The sequence below is a fragment of the Pseudomonas sp. LFS074 genome, assembly GCF_047978165.1.
Classification (GTDB): Bacteria; Pseudomonadota; Gammaproteobacteria; order Pseudomonadales; family Pseudomonadaceae; genus Aquipseudomonas; species Aquipseudomonas putida_P.
The window spans coordinates 2,345,097-2,359,962 of the sequence record NZ_JBFPFV010000001.1 but is presented as its reverse complement, the minus strand read 5'-3'; the positions used below and the strand labels follow the sequence as shown (position 1 = coordinate 2,359,962).

The 14,866-nt window shown below is 64.1% G+C and carries 11 protein-coding genes; 1 reads left to right on the top strand and 10 read right to left on the bottom strand.

Features of this window, described 5'->3' with window-relative positions:
- Window positions 1-130: 130 nt before the first annotated feature.
- Window positions 131-1,210, top strand: coding sequence for a helix-turn-helix domain-containing protein (locus ACNQP3_RS10920; RefSeq protein WP_012271842.1), 1,080 nt, complete (start codon window positions 131-133; stop codon window positions 1,208-1,210).
- Between the two features lie 5 nt (window positions 1,211-1,215).
- Here ACNQP3_RS10920 and ACNQP3_RS10915 read toward each other — a convergent pair whose 3' ends face one another.
- The 10 genes from ACNQP3_RS10915 to ACNQP3_RS10870 all read right to left on the bottom strand — a co-directional run bounded on the left by ACNQP3_RS10915 (window position 1,216) and on the right by ACNQP3_RS10870 (window position 14,854).
- Entirely contained in the window at window positions 1,216-2,742 is a 1,527-nt protein-coding gene (locus ACNQP3_RS10915) for a Fic family protein (RefSeq protein ID WP_012271841.1), read from the bottom strand.
- 148 nt (window positions 2,743-2,890) lie between these two features.
- Window positions 2,891-3,787: a helix-turn-helix transcriptional regulator gene (locus ACNQP3_RS10910; protein WP_012271840.1), complete on the bottom strand. Its 897-nt coding sequence runs from the start codon at window positions 3,785-3,787 to the stop codon at window positions 2,891-2,893.
- Window positions 3,784-5,196, bottom strand: coding sequence for an aminotransferase (locus ACNQP3_RS10905; protein ID WP_264317016.1), 1,413 nt, complete (start codon window positions 5,194-5,196; stop codon window positions 3,784-3,786). The genes ACNQP3_RS10910 and ACNQP3_RS10905 overlap by 4 nt, the downstream gene beginning before the upstream one ends.
- A gap of 34 nt (window positions 5,197-5,230) precedes the next feature.
- Window positions 5,231-6,334, bottom strand: a complete 1,104-nt coding sequence (locus tag ACNQP3_RS10900; protein ID WP_060493368.1) for a polyamine ABC transporter substrate-binding protein — start codon at window positions 6,332-6,334, stop codon at window positions 5,231-5,233.
- Window positions 6,335-6,507: 173 nt separating this feature from the next.
- Window positions 6,508-7,209: an NAD(P)H-dependent oxidoreductase gene (locus ACNQP3_RS10895; RefSeq protein WP_012271837.1), complete on the bottom strand. Its 702-nt coding sequence runs from the start codon at window positions 7,207-7,209 to the stop codon at window positions 6,508-6,510.
- Window positions 7,210-7,252: 43 nt separating this feature from the next.
- On the bottom strand, window positions 7,253-8,665 hold the full coding sequence (locus ACNQP3_RS10890) for an aldehyde dehydrogenase family protein (RefSeq protein ID WP_264317015.1): 1,413 nt from the start codon (window positions 8,663-8,665) through the stop codon (window positions 7,253-7,255).
- Window positions 8,658-9,848 (bottom strand): pyridoxal phosphate-dependent aminotransferase, encoded by a 1,191-nt coding sequence (locus ACNQP3_RS10885; RefSeq protein ID WP_264317014.1) that lies wholly within the window; start codon window positions 9,846-9,848, stop codon window positions 8,658-8,660. Before ACNQP3_RS10885 ends, ACNQP3_RS10890 begins: the two co-directional genes overlap by 8 nt.
- A 24-nt stretch (window positions 9,849-9,872) precedes the next feature.
- Entirely contained in the window at window positions 9,873-11,102 is a 1,230-nt protein-coding gene (gene alr / locus ACNQP3_RS10880; RefSeq protein ID WP_012271834.1) for an alanine racemase, read from the bottom strand.
- A 34-nt stretch (window positions 11,103-11,136) separates the two neighbouring features.
- Window positions 11,137-12,744 (bottom strand): 5-guanidino-2-oxopentanoate decarboxylase, encoded by a 1,608-nt coding sequence (locus ACNQP3_RS10875; protein ID WP_060493371.1) that lies wholly within the window; start codon window positions 12,742-12,744, stop codon window positions 11,137-11,139.
- Entirely contained in the window at window positions 12,737-14,854 is a 2,118-nt protein-coding gene (locus ACNQP3_RS10870; RefSeq protein ID WP_264317013.1) for an acetate--CoA ligase family protein, read from the bottom strand. Before ACNQP3_RS10870 ends, ACNQP3_RS10875 begins: the two co-directional genes overlap by 8 nt.
- Between the last annotated feature and the right edge of the window lie 12 nt (window positions 14,855-14,866).

Below are 14,866 nucleotides of genomic sequence, written 5' to 3'. Positions count from 1 at the left end.
GCCGCTGTGCGGCCCATCGCGACACAAGGCCGCTCCTACAAGGAGTTGCAAATCGCCCAGGGCCGTCAACCCAAAGTTGACAAGTTGCGTATACTGGCAGGCTCTTGGCCCAGATCAGGACACCCTGCCGATGTTGGAAAACAGCTTCGCCTTCCGCCTCAAGGAACTGCTCGAGCATCACAAGCTGACCCTGCAAGCCGTGGGCACGGCCTTGGGTATTTCGCGCACCGCCGTGCACAAATGGACCCGTGGCGGCGAGATCGACTACGACAACCTGCGCAAGCTGGCCGACTTTCTCAAGGTCAACTGGATCTGGCTGCGCTATGGCGACGAGGCACTGCAGAACATCCAGCAACCACAGGTGGTCGAGCTGCCCATGACCGACCTGCGCCGGCGCCTGACCGCCGAGATCATGGAAAGCGAAACACGCATGAAGCTGGCCCAGGAAGGCGCGCGCATCGTCACCTGGGAATGGAACCTCATCAGCGACGAAGTTACCTACTCGCCCAACGTCGAGCAGGTCTATGGCTGGCCGGTCCACCACAACGAAGACTTCTGGAGGCACCTGCCCGACGAAGACGTGCAGCGCATGCAGGGGATGTACGCCGACGCGGTGGCCGACGGCAGTGGCTGCGAATGCGACTTCCGCATCACCCGCCCGGACGGTGAAGTGCGCTGGATTTCTTCCCGCGCCACGGTCGTGCGGGACAGCGCCGGCCGCTCGGTGAAAATGGTCGGCATCAGCATGGACAACACCGAACGCCAGGTCGCCCAGCAGGCGCTGAGCCAAAGCGAGGAGCGCTTTCGGGCGATCTTCGAGCTGGCCTGGGGCGCCCTCGCCTACATCGACCCGGACGGCACCTGGCAGCGGGTCAACAACAGCCTGTGCGAGCTACTGGGCTACCGTGCCGACGAGCTGTATGGCATGACCTTCCAGCAGATCACCCACCCCGACGACCTGGCCCAGAACCTGCAGTTGCTGCAGCGCATGCTGGCCGGCGAAACCGAGCGTTACGAGGTGGAAAAGCGTGTGCGCCACAAGAGCGGCGAGTACATCTGGGTACGCGCGCGCACCTCGCTGCAGCGCCGTGCCAATGGCGAGCCGGAGCACCTGATCAGCGTGTTCGAAGACATCGGCGCCGAGCGCCAGGAGCATGAGCGGCTACAGGCGCACATCGCTGCGCTCGAGGCTCGACTGGCGTCCCGCTAAGCAACCTACAGGACGTCGTCAAAAGCCGAGCGCACAGCGTGCACAACGCGCTCGGCCCGTGCGGCATCCTCCAGCTCCGGGTAAGCCTTTTTCAACTTGCCGGAAACCTGCCAGCCGTTTTCCTTGAGTGAGCGGATAATGCGACTGGCGTCCGGATCGGGCATTTCCAGCACGTCCTTCAGGTGCTCCTGGGCACGCCGGAATACCACCAGCACCCGCGCTTCATCGGCCATCTCCTTGCGCACGGTATGCTCGATGACTCGCGCGGTGTACAACACATGCGCGGTCAAATCCGGGTATCGCCAGGCGACGGCCGCATCATCGTACTCATCGAACATGAAGTTGCTCGAGGTGCCGTCCGTGTAAGTGGTGGCTTTGCCAAACCGATATGACGCCCCATAGCGCTGCATGAACGGCCTGGAAAATACTTCCAGCACCTGGTCGTATCCCACACGAAACGCGATCGAACTGGTGATGGTAGCGGACACCGGCAGGATGACCCCGGCAGGCATGGCCTTGTCGCGAATCAAGGTGTCATTGATGAGAAAACGATGGATGCGGCCATTGCCATCACGCATCGGGTGGATGTACACGAAACCAAATGCCAAAACGGCGGCCCTGGCTAACGACTCGGCACCTCGTGTAGCTGCTTCGAAAGCCTTGAGCCCATCGATCAGCTCCGCGACCTGGCCGTAATGGGGCGCGATGTAGTGCACGATGTCTTCGCGCATGGTCGCCTGCCCGACAAAAACAGGGGACTGCCGCAACCCCAGACCAAGTGCTTCGTGCCCCAATATCCCGGCCTGCAACTTGTGCAGCGATCGCTCGCTCAGCGGTTCTTCGACAGTGCCACAATACCTGGCAATCACGTGCGCAAACCGTTGGATCCTGTCCGCTTGATCGGCTTCTTTCTCGATTAGAAAGCTGGCGCGCGACTCCTTGAAGGTCAACCAGCTGGCGCTGCGCAGCAGAATGTCGGCACCGAAGGCCTGGTCGAGTTCACCCAATGCAGCCGCCAGGTCGAATGCCAAGGCATTTTGAACCTCCTCGGTACGGCGTAGCACCGGGCAGAAACCTGACGTACCCGGCAAGTTGTCGTTTACCCGCCAGCGGCGCACACGCAGTGGCGAGGTACGAACCAAATATTTATGACTGGCGACGGCATCACAGTAGGCACCATTGCCGACATCCGGCACATCCAGTCGGGTGCCTGTGAGCCATTCGTAGAAAAAACCGGTACGGCGGGCAAACTGGCCAAAAGGGGATTGCCTGCACCAGGCCTCGACCGGCTCAGGGCCCACGGCAGCAAACAAGCGCGCAAAGAACTCGAGGTGAATGTCCTCGTATTTGAGGCCGAATTCGAAATGCCCTGCAAAATTGTCCGATGGCCGATAGCTTGGCGGGTATTGATTGCTCACAAGCCCGTCGCTGTCACGGCTCACCCGGGTGGTTCCGATCGTCGATTCGACACGAAGTGGCTGCACCATCGTGATGCCATATCGATCGGCCAACGCCCTGAATCCTACCTGCATTGCTGAATCCTTTACCTTTTGCCCGAAAACGCTATCTACTCAAAGAATTTACGCGAAAACATTAACGCCGCAAGTACGAAATGACTAACGGATCAACGAAAACATTAACAAATGGCGATTTCTGGTGAAAAACGCTAACAGGGTGGCATCAAGCGACTACCACCGCAGTCCCCTGTCGCAACCAGTCGATAAACCGTGCAAACAGCTCCGACTGCGAGTTGATCTCCAGCTTCAGGTACAGGTTCTTGCGGTGCATGCGCACGGTCTCCGGGGAGATACCCAGTTCCAGCGCAGTGGACTTCACCGAATGCCCACGCAAGATCATGTGTGCCACCTCTCGCTCACGGTCGGTCAGCACTTGGCAGCCAAAACTGTCGAACGCCGCCTGCAGGCTGCCGCGCTCGGCTGAGGCAGGCTCGGGGTCCAGGTTGTGCCTGGCATAGCGCCCCAGCAGTTCGCGGACCATCGGTTCCAGCGCACGCAACAGGTCGATTTGCCCGGCACTCAGGCGCGTGCCGCTGCAGCCCTGGAACAGGCTCAGCGACAGCTTGCGGCCTGCGCTGAGGTCGACGATGTAGTAGCTGTCTTCACTGCAACCGGTGCCCAGGTAATAGGCCTTGTAGTAGTCGCTGTCGAAGAAGTTGTCGGGGGCGATTTCCTGCAAATGGTAAAAGCCTTCGGCCAGCCCGCTTTGCACGGCCAGGCAGAACGGGTCGAGCAGGTAGCCTGCGCTGAAATAGCGCTCCAGCACTGCGGCGCGGTGCAGCTCGGGAATGCCTTGCTGATAGAGCAACTGCGGTGCGCGCCCCTGGCACTCGAGGCTGATCATCATCGACTCCACCTGCACCAACTGGCCGATGGCAGCGGCCACATATTCCAGTGCATCGGGGGTTTCGCTTTGCGCCAGCGCGCGCTGCAGCGCCGCGTGCCATTGCTGCAGCGCGCCCATCGTGAGGGTAAGCGGGGTGTCGGGAGAGGCCTGTGTCATGCCCGGCAGTCTAGCTTGCCAGGCACGCCCCCGCACAGCCCTTTGCGCCAGGTTCATCGGCCCTGGTACAGGCCAAGCGCAGTCAATTCACGTGCTGTTTCGATGATGCACTGGCGCAGGGTCTCGACGATTTCGTCCACCTGCGCATGGGTGATGATCAACGGTGGCGACATCACGTTCAGGTGCATGATCGGGCGTACCAGCAACCCTTTGGCCTGGGCCTTGCTGTGGATGCGCTCACCGATGTTCACCTCGTCCGGGAACAGCGCCTTGCTGGCTTTGTCGGCAACGAACTCGACACAGGCCATCAGCTTCATGCAGCGCACATCTCCCACCAGCGGCAGCTCGCGCAAGCTTTGCAGGCGCTGCTCCAGGTAACTGCCAACGTCCTTGACGTGATCGAGCAGTTGCTCGCGCTCGATGATCTCGATGTTCTTCAGCGCCGTCGTGCAGCACACCGGGTGACCACTGTAGGTGAAACCATGAGTGAAGCAGCGCCCCTTGCCCGGCTCGGCGATCACCTCCCAGATACGCTCGGAGAAGATGCACGCGCCCAGCGGCAAGTAGGCCGAGGTCAGGCCCTTGGCGGTGGTGATGATGTCGGGGGTGACGCCAAACAGTTCTTCACTGGCGAAGAAGGTGCCCAGGCGTCCGAACGAGGTCACCACTTCATCGGCGACGAACAGGATGTCGTAGGTCTGGCACAGTTGCCACATGCGCAGGAAGTAGCCCTCGGGCGGAATGATCACCCCGCCCGAACCCATGATCGGCTCGGCGAAGAACGCCGCCACGTTGTCGGCGCCCAGCGACAGGATCTTGTCTTCGAACTCGGCCACCAGGTAGTCGAGGAACTCGGCCTCGTCCATGTCGTCCGGCGCGCGGTACGGGTTGGGGTTGGACACGTGGTGGATCAGGTCGTGGTGATAATCGAACTCCGGTACCCGGTCGGCGGCCTTGTTGCCAATCGACATGGTCAGGGTGGTGGAGCCGTGGTAGGCGTTGTAGCGAGCGATGATGTGTTTCTTGTGCGGCTTGCCACGGCAGTTCTGGTAGTACTGGATCAGCCGGTAGGCGGTGTCGACAGCGGTCGACCCACCGGTGGTGAGGAACACATGGTTAAGGTCGCCCGGCGCCAGTTGCGCAAGCTTCTGGCACAGTTCGATGGCCACGTCGTTGGCCATGTCGGAGAACGGGTTGGAGTACGCCAGCTGGCGCACCTGGTCGGCGATGGCCAGGGCCATTTCCTCGCGGCCCAGGCCGATATTGGTGCACCACATGCCGCCGACGGCATCGAGGAAGCGGTTGCCGTGGGCGTCACGAATGTACGCGCCCTCGCCGGCGACGATGTTCAACGCACCTTGCGCGCGGTGCTCATCGAACACATGGTAGCCGTGCATGTAGTGGGCCTTGTCGGCTTCGACCAGCGGGTCGTGGGCAATGACGAATGCTTTGCTTGGGGTGGCCATGGGCAGCTCCTTGGCGGGAATCGTTGGGCAGTGTTCAGAAACCGGTCTTGACCGTGCTCCAGACCCGGGTGATGGCACGCATGTCCTTCGGGCTCTGGGTTTTCTGCGCGAACAGGCGTTCACGGGTTGACGCGTCCGGGTAGATGGCCGGGTCCTGGCGGATGTCATCACGCACCAGCGCGGTCGCGGCGGCGTTGCTGTTGGCGTAGTGGATGTAGTCGGTGACCTTGGCCATGGTCTGCGGCTGCAGCAAGAACTCGATGAAGCGGTGGGCGTTGGCCGCGTGCGGTGCATCCTTGGGGATGTACAGGTTGTCGAACCAGATCAGCGAACCTTCCTGGGGGATGAAGAACGACAGTTTGATGTCCTTCTTCGCTTCCACCGCGCGAGCCTGGGCGGTGGCGTAGTCACCGGACCAGGTCAGCGCCAGGCAGACATCGCCATTGGGCAGGCTGGTGAGATAATTCACCGAGTCGAACTTGCGAATGTACGGGCGGATGCCCAGCAGCAGCTGTTCGGCCGCCTTGAGGTCAGCCGGCGACGCGCTGCGCGGGTCCTTGCCCAGGTACTGCAGGGCCAGCGGGATCACTTCGGTGGGTGCGTCCATCAGGGTGACGCCGCAGTCGGCAAAGCGCGAGACGATCTTGGGGTCGAACAGCATGGCCAGCGAGCCGATCGGTGCGTCGGGCATGCGCGCCTTGATCTTGTCGACGTTGTAGGTGACCCCCGAGCTGCCCCAGGTGTAGGGCGCCGAGTACTTAAGGCCCGGGTCGTAGCCCTGCAGGTTGTCGACCACCTGTTGGTCGAGGTTGTGCCAGCTGGGCAGTTGCTGCTTGTCCAGCGCCTGGAATACCCCGGCACTGATCAGCGGGGGAACGAGGGAGGCGTTGAGCATGACCAGGTCGTAACCGGAGCGGCCGGTGAGCAGTTTGGTCTGTACCGTTTCGTAGCCGTCGAAGGTGTCGTAGATGACCTTGATGCCGGTGGCCTTCTCGAAGTCGGCCAGGGTGGTTTCGCCGATGTAGTCGGTCCAGTTGTACAACCGTAACGTATTGGCGCTGTCCACCTCTGCCGCCTGGGCCAGGCTGGCGCCAGACGCCAGCAGCAGACCACCAATCACCTTCAGTACCTTGCGCATGGCAACTCCATCGTGTGAATGCTCCGGAATCGAGCCGATGGGTTCACTATCGTGGGATTTGCCGAGGGGGGACATACCCCGAATGTGTGGGTGGTCGCTTTTAGTGCCTAGCTGCGTGCGCGCTTTTTTGTAGGAGCGGCATCGTGCCGCTCATACGAGAAACCGCGCACGGCTCAAGGGAGTGGGTATAACGCCTCATCGAACTGTGCCAGGCGCGGGAACACCAATGGCTGGTCGTCCGACAGTTGCTCCAGGCGCTGCCGGTACTGCTGTAGAAAATCCTGCCGCGCCTCATCGCTGATATACGGCACATGCCAGGCCACGAACGGCGGCAGCACCTCGAACCCGACATAGGCCAGCGTGCCCCGCAGAATCGGCCGCAGCATGTCCTCCAGCGGGCCATGAATCGCCCCCTCGCCAAACATGTGCTCGCGCCCACCCAGGGTCACGGTCACCAGCGCCTTCTTGCCGGCCAACCCACCTTGGTCGTAGAAGCGCTTGCCGCCATAGCACACCCCCGACACCAGCACCCGGTCGATCCAGCCCTTGAGCATGGCCGGTGCCGAGAACCAGAAAATCGGGAAGTTCAGCACCAGCAAGTCGGCCCACAACAGCTTGTCCAGTTCCTGCTGGATATCTGCGGCAATGCCGCCGCGCTTCACGCCCTGGCGCTGCTCCAGCGCATACACCAGGTATTCGGGGTTCTCACGCTGGGTAAAGTCATCGGCACTGGCCACCGGGTTCCAGCCCATGGCGTACAGGTCGCTGACCTGCACCTGGTGGCCCTGGGCGCGAAAGGTTTCCACGGCCTGGTCACGCAGGGCTGCGGTGAACGATTGCGGCTCGGGGTGAGCATGGACGATCAGTACATTCACAAACACTCTCCTCATACAAAACTGGTTGTCTTGCCGCAGGGGCTCAGCACTGCACCGCTTTGACCTCGACGAACTCCGCCAGGCCCTCCTCACCCCACTCGCGGCCGTTGCCCGACTGCTTGTAGCCACCGAACGGCGCCTGGTAGTTGAACCCGCCTCCGTTGATGAAGCACTGCCCGGCACGTATCTGCCGCGCCAGGGCAAGGCCCCGCTCGCGGTTGCCGGCCCACACCGCGCTGGACAGGCCGAACGACGAATCATTTGCCAGCGCAAGCGCCTGGGCCTCGTTGGCATAAGGGATCAGGCACAGTACCGGGCCAAAGATTTCTTCCTGGGCAATGCGCATGCGGTTGTCGACGTCGGCGAACAACGTCGGCGCCACGTAGAACCCGCGCTCGAAGCCGCCGTAATCACCGCCGCACACCAAGCGCGCGCCCTCCTCCTGGCCTGCGCGAATGTAGTCGAGCACGGTACGCCGCTGGCCTGCCGAACACATCGGCCCGAGGAAGCTGGCCGGGTCACGCGGGTCGCCCATGACCAGTGCACGGGTTTCGGCCTCGGCAATGTCCAGTGCCTCGGCATAGCGGCTGGCCGGCAACAGCATGCGGGTCAGCGCCGTGCAGGTCTGCCCCGAGTTGATCATCACGTCCTGCACGCCATGGCGCACCGCAGCATGCAAGTCGGCGTCGGCGGTGATCAGCAGCGGCGACTTGCCGCCCAGCTCCAGGCACACACGCTTCACCGTCGGCGCGGCCGCTTGCGCCACCCGCACCCCGGCGCCGGTGGAGCCGGTGAACGACACCATGTCCACCTGTGGGTGTCGGGCCAGCGCCTCGCCGACCTTGGCCCCGGGGCCACTGACCAGGTTGAACACCCCGGCCGGCAAGCCGATGGCATCGACCATTTCAGCCAGCAAAAACGCGTGCAACGGCGTTTCCTGGCTAGGTTTGACCACCACTGTGCAACCTGCAGCCAAGGCTGGCGCCAGCTTGCCGATCATCTGGTGCAGCGGGTAGTTCCAAGGGTTGATGAATGCGCATACGCCAACGGCTTCGCGGTACACCAGCGAGTTGCCGACTTCACGCACTTCATCCATCAGCCCGGCCAGCTCGGCGTACTGCGCCAGCCCGGCAATCGGGCCTTCGACCTGCACCGCCTGGCACCACTGCACCGGCATGCCCAGCTCATCGGTGATGACCGCTGCCATTTCCGCCGCACGGTTTTTCAGCTGCGTGGTCAATGCCCGGATATACCCTGCGCGCACATTGGACGGCGTGCGCGACCAGCTATCGAAGGCCCGTCGCGCCGCCATCACCGCCCGCTCGACATCGGCCTCGTCGCCCAGCGGTACACGGCCGATGGCCTGCTCACTGGCCGGGTCGATCACCTCGGCCACGCCCTGCCCGCTCGGCACCTGCCAGGCGCCGTCGATATAAAGCCGCGCATACTCACGCATCGGCCTGCTCCTGCATCAGTTCGCCAGCACAGCGGGCAATGCGCTGGCAGGCGTCGGCCAACGCCTCGCTGCCGAGCACCAGGCCCAAGCGAATGTGCCCGGCGGCGCTGGGGCCAAAGGCCTCACCCGCCAGCACCGACACGCCCTGGCTGTCCAGCAGGCGGTCGGCGAAGGCCTGGGCGCTGAGGCCGGTATCGCGGATATCGACCATCACGAACATGCCGCCGTCGGGCTTGAGCGCCTTGATACCAGGGCAGCCTGCCAACTGCTCGCACACCAGGTCGCGGCGCTGGCGGTAGGCCTCACGCATGGCATCCAGCTCGGGCAGTTGCTGTTCCAGCGCCACCACGGCGGCATCCTGGATAAAGTCCGGCGAGCCGTACAGCATGCACAGGGCGAGGTTTTCCAGGTGCGTGGCCAGCTCGGCCGAACCGACTACCCAGCCCATGCGCCAGCCGGTCATGGCATGCGACTTCGACAGGCTGTTCAGGGTCGCGGTGCGCTCGGCCATGCCCGGCAGGCTGGCGGGGCTGACATGCTCGCCTTCATACAGCAGCTCGCTGTACACCTCGTCAGAAATCAGCCAAAGGTCATGGGCGATGCACAGCTCGGCCAATGCCTCCCAGGTGGCACGCGGCAAGCTCGCCCCCGACGGGTTGTGCGGGCTGTTCAGGGCCAGCGCGCGGGTGCGCGGGGTAATACGCTCGGCAACGTCACGCGGGCACACGCGAAAGCCGTTCTCCGGCTTGACCGGCACCGGCACCACCTTGGCACCACAAGCCCCGAACACCGCCTCGTAGGTGACATACATCGGTTCGGCGACGATCACCTCGTCGCCTGCTTCGAGCACGCATTGGGCCACGCAGTACAGCGCGCACTGGGCCCCCGCCAGCACCGTCACCTGGTCGGCGCTTACCGCCTGGCCGCTGCGTTGCCGGTGGCGGTTGGCGATGGCCTGGCGCAGGGCCAGCTTGCCGCGCACATCGGCGTAATGGGTGTGGCCGGCCCGCAGGCTGTCGATGGCCGCCTCGACAATCGGCGCGGGGGTGTCGAAGTCTGGGTCACCCACCGACAGCAGCAGGATATCCTTGCCCTCGGCCTGCAGCGCCAGGGCGCGGTAGTGGATGTCCCAGGCCGCGGCCCCGTCGCCGGCGATGCGTTGAGTGAGCTTGGCGTAGCGCATGGCAATCTCCCTTCAATAGCGGTTTCAGTCGACGAGAATCTTCGGGTTGGAACTGCCCCACACGGTGTACAGATCGGCCAGCAGCGCGCCGTTGATTTCTTCCATCTCGGCCTGGGTGATTTCGCCCCCGGCCTGTTTGCCGAACAGCACCACTTCGTTGCCGCCCTTCACGTCCGGGAAGTCGGTGACATCCACCATCAGCGTGTTCATCGACACCTTGCCCACCACCGGCACACGGTGGCCGTTGATCAGCACATGGCCCTTGTTGGTGAACACCCGGCGGTAGCCATCGGAGTACCCGACCGTGATGTTGGCCAGGCGCGAGTCACGGGTCAGGGTAAACGTGCGGTCATAGCCGACGGTGTTGCCGGCCGGGTAGCTGTGCACCGCCGCCACGTGCGACTTGAACTGCATGGCGCGTTTGTACTCGGTACGCTCCGGCACGGTATCGCCGAACAGCGCGCCACCGGTGCGCACCATGTCCAGGCGCGCCTCCGGCACTTCCAGGGTGGCGAACGAGTTGGCCGCATGCAGGGTGAGCTTGCTGCGGTCGAGCTTGGCGTGCTTGATCAGCCAATCGGTCTGCTCATTGAATGCCGCCAGGCCCTTGCGCACATCGTCCTTGTCTTCGACGGCGAAGTGGGTCATCAACGCAACCAGCTCGAGGTGTTTCTGGTCGGTGATCTGCAGCGCTTCGCCACGGCCGGACCAGCTGCCCATTTCCACCCCATTGCGGCTCATACCGCTGGAGTTGAGTGCCATATGGATACGCAAGGTCTTGCCATGGCGCGCGGCGATGGCGTCAACCTGGCGGGCGAACTCGGCGCTACCGACCAGTTCTTCCATGTCGTACTGCAAGGCATCTTCCAGCTCGCTGAGGCTGGCCAGGCGCACCCGCACCAGTTGCCCGGTGAAACCGCTGGCGCGGACCACGCGGGCTTCCTCGTTGCTGGCTACCGCCACGCAGGGCACGCCCTGGGCGATGATCGACGGCATCACCAGGCCGATGCCGTGGCCATAGGCATCAGCCTTGAGCACGGCGCACAGTTTGGACTTGCCGGCCAGCTCGGCCTGCAAGGTGCGGATGTTGTGTTGCAGGGCGCTGGCGCTGACTTCGACCCAGGCGTTGCTGTTCTGCACGGTCAGGGCGTTGGTGCCGTTGTCCATCGACAACGGCGGTGCGGCATACAGGGGGGCCTGGCCAGTGATCAGCAGGGCCAGGGATGCGGCCAGAAGGGTGCGGCGAAATGGCATGATGTTCACTCTGGTTCTTGTCGTTGTGCGCGCCTTAGCAGACGCAGGTGTGTTTGAGTTCGATGAAGGTCACGCCTGGGGTGGCGAAGCCACTGGCCAGGTCGGCCTGCAGCGCGTCCAGGTCGCGTGGCTGGTGCACTGTGCAACCGAAGGCGCGGGCCAGGCCGATGAAGTCCGGGTTGCGTGGCAGCACGCCGACCGGCTCGATATCCAGGCCGAGCATATCGTCGCGGATCTGGCCAAGGGCGTCATTGTTCCACAGCAACACCACCAACGGCCGCTGCAGTTCTTCGACCGCCGTGGCCAGCTCCTGGGCGGTGTAGAGGAAGCCGCCGTCGCCCACCAGCACCAGGCCGGGGCGGTGGTCGGTGGCGAACATGCCGCCGATGCCGGCTGGCAGGCCATAACCGAGGGTGCCGTAGCCGGTGGGGTGCAGCCAACTGCGTGGCGCCCGGCTGGCGAAGGCGTAATTGCCGGTGTAGGCCAGCTGGGTCATGTCACTGCTGATGAAGGCATTGTCGGGTAGTACGGCGGCAATGCGGTCCAGAATGGCCTGGTGGGTCGCCTGCAACGGTGCATGCCCATTGCGGATGGCCTGGCGCAGGTTGGCTACCGCCTCGCTGGCCTGGGCAGGGTCGCGCTGGAGTGCTGGCAGGTGCTCCAGCAAGCCGGCCAGGGTTTGCCGGGCGTCTCCCAGCAGGGCAATGGCACAGGGATAGAAATCGTTGAACTTGCGCGGGTCGATGTCCACCCGCAGCAATTCGCCCGTGATCGGCAAGCGTTCGCGCCAGAAGTCGGTGTCGGCCATCTCGGTGCCCACCGCCAGCACCACATCGGCCTGGCTGATCAACTGCCAGCCAGGTTCCACGCACAGGCTGGCCCCCGCATTCAGGGGAGCCTGCGGTGGCAGCAGGCCCTTGCCGGCCACGCTGGTGAACACCGGTGCCGCCAGCCGGGCGCTCAACTGCGCCAATTGCTCGGCCGCGTGCAACGCACCGCCACCGGCGATGATCATGGGCCGCTTGGCCGTGGCCAGTTTCAGGGCAGCCTGGTCGAGGGTTTCGCGGCACGGCTGGCCACGCGCAGGGCGGCGCACCACCTCATCGCTCCAGTCACGGCTGACGCGCGCCGCCAGCACGTCCAGCGGCACCGAGATATGCACCGGGCGTGGCCGTTCGCTGTCGAACACAGCCCAGGCGCGGGCGATCAATTCGGGCAGGTCGTCGCCGCGCAAGGCCACAGCCGAAAACGCGGTAATCGGCGCAGTCATGGCACGCTGGTCCTGGGTTTCATGCAGGCAACCCCAGCCCTTGCCCAGGCTGGCGGTGTGGTTGACGCTCGAAATCACCAGCATTGGCACCGAGTCGGCATAGGCTTGACCGATGGCGGTGGCGGCGTTGGTCACACCCGGGCCGGTGATGACGAAGCACACCCCCGGCTTGCCGCTCACCCGCGCATAGCCGTCAGCCATGAAACCGGCGCCCTGCTCGTGACGGGTCAGCACGTGGCGGATGCCACTGCCCGGCAAGCCTCGGTACAGCTCCAGGGTGTGCACCCCAGGGATGCCGAACACGGTCTGTACGCCGTAGTTGGCCAGCAGGCGCACCAGTGCCTGGCCGGCGGTCAGGGTCAGCTCATTCATGTCGTTCTCCTTGCGCCTGGCCGAGGCGGATCAGCGCATCGACCGCGGTGGTGCCGTGGGCACCGACCATCAATGGGTTCACATCCAGCTCAAGCAGTTGCCCGGCGTTCTCACAGGCGTAGTCAGCCACCGCACGAATGGCCGCGACCAAGGCGTCGAGGTCGGCGGCCGGGCGGCCACGGAAGCCTTGCAGCAGGGTGGCACTGCGCAGGTTCAGCAGTGCGGTGCGGATGGCGCTGTCGGTGGTAGGCAGCAACAGGCTGGCACTGTCCTTGAGCAGTTCGACCAGCACGCCGCCGGCGCCGATTACCAGGGCAAGGGCAAAGTCGGGTTCACGCTTGATGCCGACAATCAACTCGGCCAAGGGCGCCTCGGCCATGGGTTCGAGCAACACCTGATCAAACGCGACCTGCGGGGCGTAGGCAGCGATGCGCTGGCGCATCTGCACCAGTGCGGCGTCCAGGGCAGCGGCATCGCGCAGGTTCAGCGCCACCGCACCGGCCTCGGTCTTGTGCGGCAGCTGTGCGCTTACCGCCTTGAGTACCAGCGGGTACCCCACGCCGGCAGCGTCTGCCACGGCACGCTCGGGTGTACTCAGCACACCCGCTGGCACGGGCAAACCGAAGGTGCGCAGGGCTTGCTTGGATTGCCATTCGTCCAGCAGCCGGCTTTCGCCCGCAAGGGCCTGCGGGCACAACGGCATGCGTGCGGCCTCGCCCTGCTCCAGCAAACGCTGGCGGTTGCGTTGGTAGGCGACGATGCGGCCCCAGGCCGCCAGGCCATCTTCCACGCCCTGCAGGGCCGCAATGCCCCGTGCATGCAGGCGCTCGCGCGCGCTGGCAGGCAGAAGTTCGGGGAATGCCGAGGTGACGAAACCGATTTTGCCGTGGCGTTCGAGGGCATCGCTGTACAGCCCCAGCAGCAGGTCGCACTCCTTGCGTTCACCGGTGAACGCCGCCGGGTAGTCCAGCACCAGCATGGCCGCACCCGCTGCGCCTCTCAGGGTGCTGTCGAGCATGCGTTGCAAGGCCGCTTCATCGCCCCAGATGGCAGTGGTGAAATCCAATGGGTTGACCAGGTTGGCAAATGCCGGTAGCACCTCGGCCAGCGCCGTCACCTGCCCTTGTTCAAGTTTCGGCAGGTGCAGTTGGTTGCGTTCGGCATAGTCGGCGATCAGGCCAGCATCGCCACCTGAACAGGCCAGCGCGATGAGTTCGCCGTCTGCGGGCAAGCGCCCGCAAGCGGCTGCCTTGAGCGTTTCGACAAAGCTCACCGGGCCGCTGACGCGGATTACACCCAAGCGTTGGAACAGGCTGTCGTACAGGGCGTCGGAGCCGGACAACGAGCTGGTGTGGCTCAGCGCCAGTTCAGCGCCGATCTGCGACACGCCTGTCTTCAGGGCAATGATCGGTATGCCCTGCTGCAACGCCTTGTAGGCGGCGCGGGCAAAACCCGGCACGTTCTTCAAGCCTTCCAGGTGCAGCCCGATGGCCGTTACCCGTGGGTCATCGAGCAGCACGTCCATCAGCTCGGCCACGCCCAGTTGTGCCTGGTTGCCGACCGAGGCCATGTAGGCTACCGGCAGTGAGCGGTCGCTCATGGACAGGTTGTAGGCAAAGTTGCCACTTTGCGTGAGGATCGCCACGCCTTTCTCCACCTGCTGGCCGCCATGCGCGACCGGCCACAGGGCAGCGCCATGCAGGTAGTCGAGCAGGCCGTAGCAGTTGGGGCCGAGCAAGGCCATGTTGCCGGCGGCGTCGAGCAGGCGCTGCTGCAGCTGGCGCCCCTCCTCGCCGCTTTCGGCAAAGCCCGAGGCATAGCAGATGGCGCCACCGGCGCCGCGTGCGGCCAGCTCGGCAACGCACTGCAAGGTCAGTTCGCGGTTGGTGGCGATGAACACAGCGTCCGGGGCATAAGGCAAGTCGGCCACCCGTGCCACGCAGGGGATGCCTTCGAGGCTTTCATGCTGTGGGTTGACCAGAAACAGCTCGCCGCCAAAGCCACCTTCGGCGCAGCGCTTGAGCGCCCGAGCCATGCTGCGCCCGCCGACGAAGGCCAGGTGCCGGGGCGCCAACAGGCGCTTGAGGTTGTCACGAATCGATTGCGACATGGGGTTCTCCAG